This is a genomic window from Rhodoplanes sp. P11 (genome assembly GCF_964266735.1).
GTDB lineage: Bacteria > Pseudomonadota > Alphaproteobacteria > Rhizobiales > Xanthobacteraceae > Rhodoplanes > Rhodoplanes serenus.
The window spans coordinates 152,480-165,251 of the sequence record NZ_CAXWGY010000022.1; the positions used below are offsets into that span (position 1 = coordinate 152,480).

Below are 12,772 nucleotides of genomic sequence, written 5' to 3' on the forward strand. Positions count from 1 at the left end.
ACACGGGGCACGACCCTGTGGGGGCAAGGGAGGGACTGCGCATGAGACGATTGCAGACGATCATCGCGGCGGCCGCGGTGTGTTTCGGGCTGTCGGCACCGGGCGGCGCCGCCGAGCCGATCAGGATCGGGTCGATCCTCTCGGTCACCGGGCCGGCGGCGTTTCTCGGCGACCCCGAGCTGAAGACGCTCCAGCTCTATGTCGAGACGATCAACCAGCGCGGCGGCGTCCTCGGGCGGCCGCTCCAGCTCGTGCATTACGACGACGGGTCCGACGCCAGCAAGGCGAACGGCTTCGTCAAGCGACTGATCGAGGACGACAAGATCGACGTGCTGATCGGCGGCACGACGACGGGCTCGACCATGTCGATGGTGCCGGCGGTGGAGCGTGCCGGCATTCCGTTCGTCTCGCTGGCGGGTGGCGTGGTCATCGTCGAGCCGGTGAAGAAGTGGCTGTTCAAGACACCGCACACCGATCGCATGGCGGCCGAGCGCGTGTTCGAGGACATGAAGAAGCGTGGCCTCACCCGCATCGCCCTCCTGTCGGAGACGAGCGGCTTCGGCCAGTCCGGCCGCAAGGAGAGCGAGGCGGCGGCGACCCGGCTCGGGATCACGCTGGTGGCGAACGAGACCTACGGCCCCAAGGACACCGACATGACGCCGCAGCTCACCACCATTCGCGGCAAGGCCGACGTCCAGGCGCTGTTCGTCTTCGGGCTCGGCCAGGGGCCGGCGATCGTCAATAAGAACGCCAAGATGCTCGGCCTCGGCCTGCCGGTCTATCATGCCCACGGGGTGGCGTCGGAGGAGTTCATCCGCCTGTCCGACGGTGCCGCCGAGGGCGTCCGCCTGCCGGCCGCGGCGCTGCTGGTCGCCGCCAAGCTGCCGGACGAGGACCCGCAGAAGCCGGTCGCGCTGGGCTACACCAAGGCCTACACGGAGCGCTTCAAGGAGGATGTCTCGACCTTCGGCGGCCATGCCCACGACGCGCTGAGCATCGTGGTGTCGGCGATCGAGCGCGCCGGCAGCACCGACAAGGCCAAGGTCCGCGACGCCATCGAGCAGACCAAGGATCATGTCGGCGCCGGCGGCCGCTTCACCATGTCGCCGACCGACCACATGGGGCTCGATCTCTCGGCCTTCCGGATGCTCGAGGTGCGTAACGGCGACTGGGTGCTGATCGACTGACCGATCGACCGAGGGCCGGACCGGATGGGAGCGCGAATTCCGATTCGACCGGATCGGAATTCGCTCTACACTGGCCCCATGAAGAGTCGCCTGCTGAGCCAGTGGATCAAGACCCAGCTGGCCGATCGCCCGTTGCGGGCCAAGTCACTGATCATCACCATCTACGGCGACATGATCGCGCCGCTCGGCGGCACGGTCTGGCTGGGCGGCTTCATCCGGCTGGTGGAGCCGCTCGGGCTCAACGCTCGGGCGGTGCGCACCTCGGTGTTCCGCCTGTCGCGCGAGAAGTGGCTGGCATCCGAGCAGATCGGGCGGCGCAGCTATTACGGTCTCACGGCCACCGGGCGGCGGCGCTTCGAGGTCGCCTTCCGCCGCATCTACGAGGCGCCGTGCGACACCTGGACGGGCGACTGGCAGATCGTGGTGGCGCCGCCCGGCGACGTGCTGACGCCGGCGGTGCGCAAGGAGCTGCTGTGGGCGGGCTACGCGGCCATCGCGCCCGGCATCCTGGCGCATCCGTTCGAGCAATCCGACGCGCTCCTCGACATTCTCGAGAACGCCGGTCTGCGCGACAAGGTGGTGATCATGCAGGCGCGAACGCTCGGGACGCTGTCGGGCCGCCCCCTGAAGGAGCTGGTCGACCGGAGCTGGAACCTGGGCGCCGTCGCGGCCGAGTACCAGAGCTTCATCGCCCGCTTCCGCAGCGTGGCGCGGGCCATGCAGAGCGCCGCGCAGCGCGATCCGGAGCAGTGCTTCCTGGTCCGCACGCTGCTGATGCACGAGTTCCGCCGGGTCCAGCTGCGCGACCCGGCGTTGCCGCGGCAGCTCCTGCCCGACGACTGGCCTGGCCACCGGGCGCGGGCGCTGTGCCGCGACATCTACCGGCTGTGCTGGGCCGAGACCGAGGCGCATCTCATGCAGATGCTGGAGACCTCCAACGGGCCGCTGCCGCGGGCCGGCGCGAGCGTCCACGCCCGTTTCGGCGGCATTCCGGCAGCCCCGGTCGAGCGCGGCGCCCCGGCGGCCCCGCCGTAAGAGCCCCAGCCGTAAGAGGCCCAAGGCCTGCGGCCGACCTATGGACGAGCCTGTGGACGCGCCTCTGGAAAGGCTGTGGATCGCGGCCGCCGGCGCGGTGAGAACCCGATGGATAACCCTGTGGGAAGCCCGGGGGACAAGCCTGTGGACTACCTATGGAGAAATCCCGACGAGCCTGTGGGCAACGTATAGATCAGGCTGTGGACGATCCTGTGGACAAGGCTGTGGACCAGACCAGGTGTGACCTGGGGAAAGCGTGTGGAACACGACCAGCCCGGAGCCCGCGACCCGCATAAGAGCCCGCGACCCGCATAGGAGTCCGCGGCCGGCCTGGAGCCCGCGACGGGTTTGGTCTCGTGACGTCGCTCGGGTCGGGGCCGCCGCTCCGGCCGTCCGCCGGCAGGTCCCAGAGGCTGCGGCCGGCCTCCCGGCGCATCTCGGGACTTTGCCATAAGGCACGGTCGCTCTTGCGCTTCTTCTCCGTTGCGGCGGACCGGGTGAAGCCGATCCCACGGTGAAGCGCCCCCGTTGGGTCGCCTCCGAGCCGGCCGCGGCAGCCCCTGCTCCCGAGCGCAATCAATCTATATTTCACAAAGCGTTAACCATCGCTGTTAAGAATCCACTGCTGAAAGATCGGTTGAATTGCCCGGCCCTCAGCCCTCCCGTTAACAAATGAACTCAGCCGCCCCCGCCAACGTGCTACGTTTCGTTAACCTTCTCGGCGCCTATGCCGGGCGGCCCCCGATCAGCCTCCGGGGCCTCTTGCGCGCCCGCCCGCGCCGGGCTCTAACCGCCGCATGCGCGAAGGTCTGCAACCCGCCCGTCCCGCCACCGTGGCCCGGCTCACCACCACCGAGCCGCTGGCGCGCCGCATCGCCGATCTGATCGGGGAGAGCTTCGATCCAGCAGAAACCGCGGTCGCCGCCTACGAGATGCCGGACGAGCGGAGCTGGGGTGTCGAGATCTATTTCGAGCATGAGCCGGACCAGGACGCGGTGCGCGCCCTCGTCCGGCTCGCCGCCGACGACACGACGGCCGATGCGCTCGCGTTCGACCGCCTCGATCCTAAGGACTGGGTGGCGGCCTCGCTGGCCGGGCTCGCGCCGGTGCCGGCCGGCCGCTTCGTGGTGCACGGCGCCCATGATCGCGAGCGGATCGCAGCCAACCGGATCGCCCTGGAGATCGATGCGGCGCTGGCCTTCGGCACCGGCCACCACGGCACCACCCGGGGCTGCCTGCTGGCGCTCGACCGGCTTCTGAAGGCGGCTCCGCCGCGACCGCTCCGGTCGCCCCCCCGGCCGCGCCGCGCCACGCCGCGGAACCGCGTCACGCCGCCGGGCGGCGCCATTCTCGACATCGGCACCGGCACCGGGGTGCTCGCCATCGCGGCGGCCCGGGCGCTGCGCCGGCCCGTGCTGGCGAGCGACATCGATCCGGCCGCCGTGGCGGTGGCGCGCGACAACGTCCGGCTCAACCGGGCCGGCGGCCTCGTCCGCGTGATCACGGCGGCCGGGCTCGCGGCGCCGGCGTTTCGGGAGCGCGGCCGGGCCGGCCTGGTGTTCGCCAATATCCTGCTGGGGCCGCTCAAGCGGCTCGCCGGTCCGATTGCCGGCCGGGTGGCACCGGGCGGCCGGGTGATCCTGTCGGGGTTGCTGGCGAGCCAGGCCAATGCGGCGCTCGCGCCCTATCGGGCGCACGGCTTCCGGCTGATCGGCCGGGTCGTCCTCGACGGCTGGATCAGCCTCGTCCTGGCGCGGCCCGCGAGACGCTGAAGGCCCGCGCGGCCATCGCGGCCCAGCTCCGCCGGAGCCGGCCGGACGCCACACGGGCGGCGAGCCTCGACCGGCTCACCGCCCCCCGTGGATATCGTTCTCATTCCGTCGGAGCGTAGCCGCCGGCCGTGTAGCGCACCGCCCGGGCACGCGCCTGGGCATCGGGAGCCTCGATGGCGCTGCCGACCACGAACGAGTGGTAATCGGCCTCGCGCTGCCCGCCGAGACCGTTCAGCAGGTTGCGATAGTAGTCCAGAACGCGCTTCGCCTGGCCGATCTGCGCCTCGTAGAAGGAGGCGTAGAAGCGGGCGAGCGACCCGAAGGCCGACCCGGTCGGCTCGGGCTTTTGGGGGAGGTCGTCGTAGGCAAGAGTGGACATGGCGCAGTTATCCTTGTTGTTGCGCCTCCTCGGCTCTCCTCCTGACGACAGCGACCGCAGCTCGTCGCGATGCAGTGTTTTTATGCTGCACCGCCGAAGATAACGACGACGGCGTTGCGCCGCCAGCGGGGAAAACCGTAGGCCTCGCCCGCATTTCGTGCAGAGCTAACGCACCGTTTCGCGCATTTGGTGAATAGCGAAGCGAAATACCGCGCCGGGAGGCCCTCGGCTCACGACCTTGCCGTGATACCGCACGGCTGCATGGCAGCGATGCTGCGATGCAGCATGAGAACAGATCGTTTAGGTGAGGGTGCGCGGCGTCCCGGCTCGCGGCTCACCCCCCCGGGCGGCCGGGAGGGCGGCAGGCCGGCAGGCGGCCGCGGCCCTGGATCGCAGGCACCCGATTGCTGGCACGGATCGCTGGCGCCGCTCTGGGGGCACCAGCCGGTCGGATCGAACAGAGCGCCGATCGACGCGGCAGCGTCGACGGCGGGCCGGATCACCCGCGCGGTCTCGCGTCGTCAATCGCCGATGGTGAAGGAGCGGTAGTCGGTCGGGTCGAGACGCCGGCCGCGCTCGTCGGCGATCGGGCAGTACTGCGCGATCACCCGCTCGGCCTGAGCCATCCGGGCCCGGTAGAGCGCCGTGAAGAAGCGGTCGAGCAAACCCTTGCGGGGAACGGACGTGGTATCGGCCAAGGTGCCGACATGGTCGAGGCTCAGAATCGACATGGCGCGCGTTCCTTTCGAACGACACACCTCCCTGGGGCATCTTTTTTCTTTCAGATTAGGGCTGCGGCGGCCCCCCGCGATGCGGACGAACCCGGATGGCCGGCGGCGCGCGCGCCGGCACGACACGAATGCTCGCAAGCCATCGTTGCAGCGGAGCATCGTTTCGCCGCGCCCAGCGGCGGCAGCGTTTACTGTCCAGCTCCGCGACGGCGACATGGCGGCCATGCCGACAGGCCGAGACACTCGGCGCCCCCATGCGAGCGCGGGCGGCATTGCGACCCCCTCGGGGCGCCATTAGGTTCGCGTCATGCCCTCGCGATTCCAGACCTTCGACGATCCGGCCGCGCCGGCCGCGATCGCGCCTCGCTTCGCGGCCTTGCGCCAGGAGCTCGCCCGCCGCGGCCTCGACGGCCTCGTGGTGCCGCGCCACGATCGCTTCCAGGGCGAGTATGTGGCGCCCGCCGACGAGCGCCTCGCCTGGCTCACCGGCTTCACCGGGTCATCCGGCACCGCGATCGTGCTCGCCGACCGCGCCGTGCTGTTCGTCGACGGCCGCTACACCCTCCAGGCGGCCGAGCAGACCGACCCCGCACTGATCGAGGTCGCGCATCTCGCCGACGGTGCCCCCACCGCGTGGATCGAAGCCAACCTGCCGGCCGGATTGCGGCTCGGCTACGATCCGTGGCTGCACACCGAGGGCAATGCCAAGGCGCTCGCCGCCGCCTGCGAGAAGGCCGAGGCGCGCCTCGTGCCGGTCGACGACAACCCGATCGATGCGGTGTGGCACGACCGCCCGGCGCCCCCGCTCGGGGCCGTGGTGGTGCACGACCCGCGCTATGCCGGCGAGCCGGCGACCGAGAAGCTCGCCCGCCTGCGCGAGACGCTGCGCGCCGAGCGCGCCGACGCCCTGGTGGTCTCCGACCCGCACGCCGTCGCCTGGCTGCTCAACCTCCGCGGCCACGACGTCGCCCACACGCCGATCGCCCATGCGGTCGTCGTGGTGCCGCGCGACGACGAGGCGATCCTTCACGTCGACCCGCGCAAGGTCGAGCCCGCCGTCCACGAGGCTTTGGCGGGGCTCGCGACGGTGGCGCCGATCGAGACCTTCGCGGCCACCATCACGCGGCTCGCCGCCGACGGCGCCGCCATCCGGCTCGACGAGGCGACCGCCCCCGACGCCGTCTCTCGCCTGGTGCGCGAGGCCGGCGGCCGGCCGGTGCGCGGCGCCGATCCGATCGCCTTGATGAAGGCGACCAAGAACACCACGGAGATCGACGGCACCCGCGCGGCGCACCAGCGCGACGGAGCGGCGCTCGTCCGCTTCCTCGCCTGGCTCGACGAGGCGGCCGCGACCGCCACGCTGAGCGAGATCGACGCGGTGGAGGCGCTGGAGCAGTTCCGCGCCGACACCGGCGAGCTGCGCGACATCTCGTTCCCGACCATCGCGGGCGCCGGGCCGAACGGCGCCATCGTGCACTACCGGGTGACGCGGCGGTCCAACCGGAGGCTGGCGCCGGGCGAGCTGTTCCTGGTCGATTCCGGCGGCCAGTATCTCGACGGCACCACCGACGTGACCCGCACGGTGGCGATCGGCACCCCTACGGCGGAGATGTGCGACCGCTTCACCCGCGTGCTGCGCGGCCACATCGCCATCGCCCGCGCGGTGTTTCCGGACGGCGTCTCGGGGGCGCAGCTCGACGGCTTCGCCCGCGCCTTCCTGTGGCAAGCCGGGCTCGATTTCGAGCATGGCACCGGGCATGGCGTCGGCAGCTACCTGTCGGTGCACGAGGGCCCGGCGCGGATCTCCAAGTATGGCGGCACGCCGCTCGCCCGCGGCATGATCCTCTCCAACGAGCCCGGCTACTACAAGGCCGGCGCCTTCGGCATCCGCATCGAGAACCTGGTGCTGGTTGTCGAGGCAGCGGCGCCGGAGGGAGCCGAGAAGGCGCTGAACGCCTTCGAGACGCTGACGCTCGCGCCGATCGATCGCCGGCTGATCGTGCCCGCCATGATGACGGCCGACGAGATCGCCTGGCTCGACGCCTACCACGCCCGCGTGCGCGACACGATCGCGCCGCTGGTGGAAGCCTCCACCGCCGAGTGGCTGGTGCGCGCGACGCTGCCGCTGATGGCGGGCTGAGCCCACGTCTCACACCACAGGAGCCGCCCGATGCCCACGATCCTCGTCACCGGCGCCAGCCGCGGCATCGGCCTCGGCCTGGTCGACAGGCTCGCGGCCCGGGGTGACCGTGTGCTCGCCTGCGCCCGCGATCCGGCGACACCGGCGCTCGCCGAACTCACGGCGCGTCACGCCGGGCGCGTCAGCGCGCATCGTCTCGATGTCGGCGACGACGCCTCGGTGGCGGCTCTCGCGGCGGCTCTCGACGGGCAGCCGCTCGACGTGCTGATCAACAATGCGGGCCTGCGCGGCCCCCGCCGGCAGAGCGCCCTCGACATGGATTTCGACGGCTTCGCGCAGACGCTCGCCGTCAACACGCTGGCGCCGCTGCGTGTCGCCCAGGCGCTGCTGCCGAACCTGCGGGCCGGCGAGCGGCCGCGCATCGTCACCGTGTCGAGCATCATGGGCCAGCTCTCCACCGCGCCGCCCGGCGACGTCGCCTACCGGGCCTCCAAGGCGGCGGTCAACAAGGTGATGCAGGGGCTGGCGGCGGAGCTGCGCCCGTCCGGCATCATCGTCGTGGTCGTGCATCCCGGCTGGGTGAGGACCGACATGGGCGGCGCCGGCGCGGCCCTCACGGTCGAGCAGTCCACCCGCGGCCTCGTCGCGGTGATCGACGGCCTGACGATGGCCCAGACCGGCGGCTTCTTCGACCACGACGGCAAAAGCCTGGAGTGGTGATCATCACCCTCGACGGCATCGGGCCGGATCGGCGGTGCTCCGCCGCGCCGACGGATGATCGACGCGACGGCGATGCAACGCGACGTCAGGCTTTCGGCGTCTGGCCGATCTCGTGGTCGGCGAGCAGCTCCAGCGCCCGCACCATCGCCGAGTGATCCCACTTGGAGCCGCCGCGCGCCGCGCAGGCGTTGAACAGCTCCTGCGCGGTCGCCGTGTTGGGCAGGCTCATCCCCATGGCGCGCGCCGCCGACAGCGCGAGGTTGAGATCCTTCTGGTGCAGCTCGATGCGGAAGCCCGGATCGAAGGTGCGCTTGACCATGCGGTCGCCGTGCAGCTCCAGGATGCGCGAGTTGGCGAAGCCGCCCATCAGGGCCTGGCGCACCTTGGCCGGATCGGCGCCCGCCTTGGAGGCGAACAGCAGCGCCTCGCCCACCGCCTCGATGGTGAGCGCCACGATGATCTGGTTCGCCACCTTGCAGGTCTGCCCGGCCCCGATGTCGCCGACCAGCGTGATGTTCTTGCCCATCAGCTCGAACAGCGGCTTCACCGTCTCGAACACGGCCGGCTTGCCGCCCACCATGATGGTGAGCGACGCCTGCCTGGCGCCGACCTCGCCGCCCGACACCGGCGCGTCGAGATAATCGCAGCCGAGCGCCTCGATCTTCGCCGCATACGCCTTGGTCTCGATCGGCGAGATCGAGCTCATGTCGACGACGATCTTGCCCTTGGACAGTCCGGCCGCGATGCCGCTCTCGGCAAACAGGGCGGCGCCGACGTCCGGCGTGTCCGGCACCATGACGATGACGATGTCGGACTTCTCCGCGACCTCCTTGGCGGACGCGCAGGCGATGCCGCCTTTGTCGGTCAGCTCGGGCTTCGGCGGCCGCAGGTCGTAGAGGAAGAGCTGATGGCCTCCGGCGATCAGGTGGGCCGCCATCGGCGTGCCCATGATGCCGAGGCCGACGAAGCCGATCTTGCTCATGTGGTGTCTCCTTCGGATGGTCGCGGCGGCCGGCGCCGGCACGGCTCCGACCGCCGAAGATGCAAGCGGAGCGTCGCGCTCAGCCGGCCTTGAACTTGTCGCGCAGCGCCTGGGTGGCGCCGCGGAACAGGCCGAGATCGCTGCCGACCGCGACGAAGCTGGCGCCCCAGTCGAGATAGCGGCGCGCCTCCGCCTCCACCCCGGTGAGGATACCGGCCGCCTTGCCGGCCGCCCGGGTGCGATCGAAGATGTACCTGATCACCTCCTGCACCTCGGGATGCGCCGGGTTGGCGAGATGCCCGTAGGCGGCAGCGAGATCGTTCGGTCCGACGAACAGGCCGTCGACGCCATCGACCGCCGCGATCGCGTCCACCGCCTCGACCGCCTTGCGGGTCTCGATCTGCAACAGCACCGTGATGTTGTCGTCGATGCCCGGGAAGTAGCCCTCGGCATTGAGCGTGCCGTAGCGATTGCTGCGCTGGGCGATCGAGACGCCGCGGACGCCGCGCGGCGGATAGCGGGTGGAGGCGACGGCGCGCTCCGCCTCCTCGACGGACTCGACATACGGAACGAGAAAATTGTGGAAGCCGATGTCGAGGAGCCGCTTGATGATCACCGGCTCGTTCCACGGCGGCCGCACCACCGGGGCCGAGGCGCTGTCCTTCAGCGCCATCAGCTGCGGCACCAGGCTCAGCACGTCATTGGGCGAGTGCTCGGCATCGAGCAGAATCCAGTCGAAGCCGGCGAGCCCCAGGATCTCGGTGGTGATCGGGCTGGCGAGCGACGCCCAGCAGCCGATCAGGCGCTTCTCGGCCCGGACATCGGCGCGGAACTGGTTGGGGAAAGGACGATACGGAGCGGTTGTCATGACAGGTGTCCGTGGGGGCGTGCGGGAGAGCGAGGATCAGCGGACCAGGCAGGGCCTCTTGCGGTCGAAGGTCCAGCCGGGAACGAGGAACTGCATGGCGACGGCATCGTCGCGGGCGCCGAGGCCATGCGTCTTGTACAGCTCATGGGCCGCCGCGACCGCGTCCATGTCGAGCGAGACGCCGAGGCCCGGCGCGTCCGGGACCCGAATGCGGCCGCCGACGATGCGCAGCGGCTCGCGGGTGAGGAACTGGCCGTCCTGCCAGATCCAATGGGTGTCGATCGCCGTCACCCGGCCGGGCGCCGCCGCCGCCGCATGGGTGAACATGGCGAGCGACACGTCTAAGTGATTGTTGGAGTGCGAGCCCCAGGTGAGGCCGAAGTCGCGGCAGGTCTGGGCGACACGCACCGAGCCCTGAAGCGTCCAGAAATGGGGATCGGCGAGCGGGATGTCGACCGCCTGGAGCATCAGCGCATGCGCCATCTCGCGCCAGTCGGTGGCGATCATATTGGTGGCGGTCGGCAGCCCTGTGGCTCGGCGGAACTCGGCCATCACCTCACGGCCCGAGAAGCCGGCTTCGGCGCCGCACGGGTCCTCCGCATAGGCGAGCACGTCACCCAGGCCGCGGCACAGCCGGATCGCCTCGTCGAGCGGCCAGGCCCCGTTGGGATCGAGGGTGATGCGGGCGTCCGGGAAGCGCTGCTTGAGCGCCGTCACCGCGGCGACCTCCTCGTCGCCGGCCAGCACGCCGCCCTTGAGCTTGAAGTCGCGGAAGCCGTAGCGGGCTTCCGCCGCCTCGGCGAGCCGCACCACAGCGGCGGGTGTCAGCGCCACCGCGTGGCGGAGCCGCTGCCAGTCGTCGCCTCTCTCGGGGGGCGCCTCGTAGGGAAGCGGCGTCCGGGTGCGGTCGCCGATGTAGAAGAGATAGCCGAGCACGTCGACGGCGTCGCGCTGCTGGCCTTCGCCGAGGAGCGCCGCCACCGGCACGCCGAGATGCTGGCCGAGCAGATCGAGCAGCGCCGCCTCCAGCGCCGTGACGGCATGGATGGTGACGCGCAGGTCGAAGGTCTGGACACCGCGGCCGCCGGCGTCGCGCGCCGCGAAGGTGCTCCGCACCCGGTTCAGGATGGCATTGTAGGCGCCGATCGGCTGGCCGGTGACGAGCGGTGCCGCATCTTCCAGAGTCCGGCGGATCGCCTCGCCGCCCGGCACCTCGCCGATGCCGGTGTGGCCGGACGAGTCGGTGAGGAGCACCAGGTTGCGGGTGAAGAACGGGCCGTGCGCGCCGCTGAGATTGAGCAGCATCGAGTCGCGGCCGGCGACCGGGATCACGGTCACGGCGGTGACCACCGGGGTTCCGGCGGTGTCCTGGCGGGTCATGGGAGGTCCTTGCGGTTCGCGGTCACCCGGCGAGCGGGCCGGCGCCGCGGCAGTGTGTCGAGACGGCACCCACGCTCCGAAGCGCGGGTGCGCGTCGCAGTCGGTCACTCGATGGAGATCTTGCCGTCCTCGATCACCTGCTTCCAGCGGGCGAGCTCCTGGGTCAGGAACGCGCGGAACTCGTCCGGCGTGTTGGCGACGATCTCGAAGCCGATCTCCTCCATGCGCGGCTTCACGTCGGGCGCATTGAGGGCGGCGGCGATCTCGGCGTGCAGCTTGGTCCTCACGTCGGCCGGTAGCCCCTTGGGGGCGGCGATCGCCTGCCACGAGAACACGTCGGCGCCGACGACGCCGGCTTCGGACAGGGTCGGCACGTCGGGCAGCAGCGGCGAGCGCTTGTCGCCGGTCACCGCGAGCACCCTGAGATTGCCGCCCTTGATCTGGCTGATCACCGCGTTGATGTTCTGGAACGACACGTCGACGTGGCCGGCGACGAGATCGCTGATCGCCGGGGCGCCGCCGCGATAGGGAACGTGCAGCCCGGTGGTGCCGGTCTTCTGCCAGAACAGCGCCGCGGTGAGATGGTCGGAGGAGCCGGCACCCGAGCTGGCGAACGACACCTTGCCGGGATTCTTCTTCAGCTCCGCGATCAGCTCGGCCACCGAGCTGGCCGGGAACTTGGGCGTGGCGACCAGCACGTTGGGGGCGCGCACCGCCACGGTGAGCAGGTCGAAGTCCTTCAGCGGATCGTACTGGAGCTTCGGTTGCAGGAACGGGTTGGTGGCGTAGACGCCGATCGAGGCGACCAGGAAGGTGTAACCATCGGGCTGCGCGCGCGCCACCGAGGTGGCGCCGATGGCGCCGGTGGCACCCGAGCGGTTCTCCACCACGAAGGGCTGGCCCAGCTTCTCGTTGAGCTTCTGGGCCACCGTGCGGGCCACCATGTCGGTCGAGCCGCCGGCCGGGAACGGCACCACCACGGTGACGGCGTGATCGGGCCAGGGGCCGGCCGCCGCGGGGGCAGCCACCGCCACGACGGCCGCCGTCGCGACCGCGAAGGCGGCCGTGAGCGCCACGGGCGTCCGTTTGGCGCGGGTGACGAGATCGAGCATCATGGGGTTCTCCTCCAGCAGAGATCCGGTCGGCCGCGGGCCGACGGCAGCCTCAGGTCACGGGTGCGGACAGAACACGGCGAGGGTCACGGCGCGATCCCGGGGAGCGACAGGCCCGAGCCCGCCGTCGGGATCGCCTCGGATGCGGAGCGGCCGAGCCGCGGGGAGCAGGTCATCACCTTGCCTCGAACGGTTGCAGGGCGGCGGGGCTCCGGGATGCGACAGGTCCTATCATCATATGTTGTCATATGACTAGATCCGCGGCTACCATGGCCCATGGCCTGATGTTCACTCAATAGGCAACAATACGCAGGTGGTCAAAGCACCGCAGGTCTTCCCCCGTTTTATCGTATGATGTATGATGACTTGATCCTGAGCAAAATGCCGCTGTGAGGCCAGCCGCCATGACCCACCCTGCCCCGGACACGACGCGCGCGACGGCGCCGCCGACCGAATCCCCGGACGA

Annotated in this window: 11 protein-coding genes; 5 read left to right on the forward strand and 6 right to left on the reverse strand. The window is 70.6% G+C overall.

Annotated elements, in window-relative coordinates; translation table 11 throughout:
* Nucleotides 1-41 precede the first annotated feature (41 nt).
* The 3 genes from ACFQUV_RS25485 to ACFQUV_RS25495 all read left to right on the forward strand — a co-directional run bounded on the left by ACFQUV_RS25485 (nucleotide 42) and on the right by ACFQUV_RS25495 (nucleotide 3,994).
* A complete protein-coding gene (locus ACFQUV_RS25485; protein ID WP_129611025.1) occupies nucleotides 42-1,187 on the forward strand; it encodes an ABC transporter substrate-binding protein in 1,146 nt (381 codons plus the stop codon).
* 78 nt (nucleotides 1,188-1,265) lie between these two features.
* On the forward strand, nucleotides 1,266-2,222 hold the full coding sequence (gene paaX / locus ACFQUV_RS25490; RefSeq protein WP_129611024.1) for a phenylacetic acid degradation operon negative regulatory protein PaaX: 957 nt from the start codon (nucleotides 1,266-1,268) through the stop codon (nucleotides 2,220-2,222).
* A gap of 797 nt (nucleotides 2,223-3,019) precedes the next feature.
* Nucleotides 3,020-3,994, forward strand: coding sequence for a 50S ribosomal protein L11 methyltransferase (locus ACFQUV_RS25495; protein WP_378396004.1), 975 nt, complete (start codon nucleotides 3,020-3,022; stop codon nucleotides 3,992-3,994).
* 100 nt (nucleotides 3,995-4,094) lie between these two features.
* Here the strand turns inward: ACFQUV_RS25495 and ACFQUV_RS25500 are convergent, their stop codons facing one another.
* On the reverse strand, nucleotides 4,095-4,373 hold the full coding sequence (locus tag ACFQUV_RS25500; RefSeq protein WP_111384479.1) for a hypothetical protein: 279 nt from the start codon (nucleotides 4,371-4,373) through the stop codon (nucleotides 4,095-4,097).
* A gap of 521 nt (nucleotides 4,374-4,894) precedes the next feature.
* The gene (locus ACFQUV_RS25505; protein WP_129610735.1) at nucleotides 4,895-5,104 is read right to left on the reverse strand and encodes a hypothetical protein; all 210 of its coding nucleotides are present in this window, start codon (nucleotides 5,102-5,104) and stop codon (nucleotides 4,895-4,897) included.
* Between the two features lie 307 nt (nucleotides 5,105-5,411).
* On the opposite strand from ACFQUV_RS25505, the gene ACFQUV_RS25510 reads away from it, so the two are divergent.
* Complete coding sequence (locus tag ACFQUV_RS25510; RefSeq protein WP_129610736.1) at nucleotides 5,412-7,244, forward strand: aminopeptidase P family protein; 1,833 nt, start codon at nucleotides 5,412-5,414, stop codon at nucleotides 7,242-7,244.
* A 30-nt stretch (nucleotides 7,245-7,274) separates the two neighbouring features.
* Nucleotides 7,275-7,964, forward strand: a complete 690-nt coding sequence (locus ACFQUV_RS25515) for an SDR family oxidoreductase (RefSeq protein WP_129610737.1) — start codon at nucleotides 7,275-7,277, stop codon at nucleotides 7,962-7,964.
* Between the two features lie 85 nt (nucleotides 7,965-8,049).
* On the opposite strand, the gene glxR is transcribed toward ACFQUV_RS25515, so the two are convergent.
* The 4 genes from glxR to ACFQUV_RS25535 form a co-directional block, all read right to left on the reverse strand.
* Nucleotides 8,050-8,946 (reverse strand): 2-hydroxy-3-oxopropionate reductase, encoded by an 897-nt coding sequence (gene glxR, locus ACFQUV_RS25520; RefSeq protein WP_129610738.1) that lies wholly within the window; start codon nucleotides 8,944-8,946, stop codon nucleotides 8,050-8,052.
* 79 nt (nucleotides 8,947-9,025) lie between these two features.
* Entirely contained in the window at nucleotides 9,026-9,814 is a 789-nt protein-coding gene (garL, locus tag ACFQUV_RS25525; protein ID WP_129610739.1) for a 2-dehydro-3-deoxyglucarate aldolase, read from the reverse strand.
* Nucleotides 9,815-9,850: 36 nt separating this feature from the next.
* Nucleotides 9,851-11,194 (reverse strand): glucarate dehydratase, encoded by a 1,344-nt coding sequence (gene gudD / locus ACFQUV_RS25530; protein ID WP_129610740.1) that lies wholly within the window; start codon nucleotides 11,192-11,194, stop codon nucleotides 9,851-9,853.
* Nucleotides 11,195-11,298: 104 nt separating this feature from the next.
* Entirely contained in the window at nucleotides 11,299-12,309 is a 1,011-nt protein-coding gene (locus ACFQUV_RS25535; protein WP_244601694.1) for a tripartite tricarboxylate transporter substrate binding protein, read from the reverse strand.
* Nucleotides 12,310-12,772 lie beyond the last annotated feature (463 nt).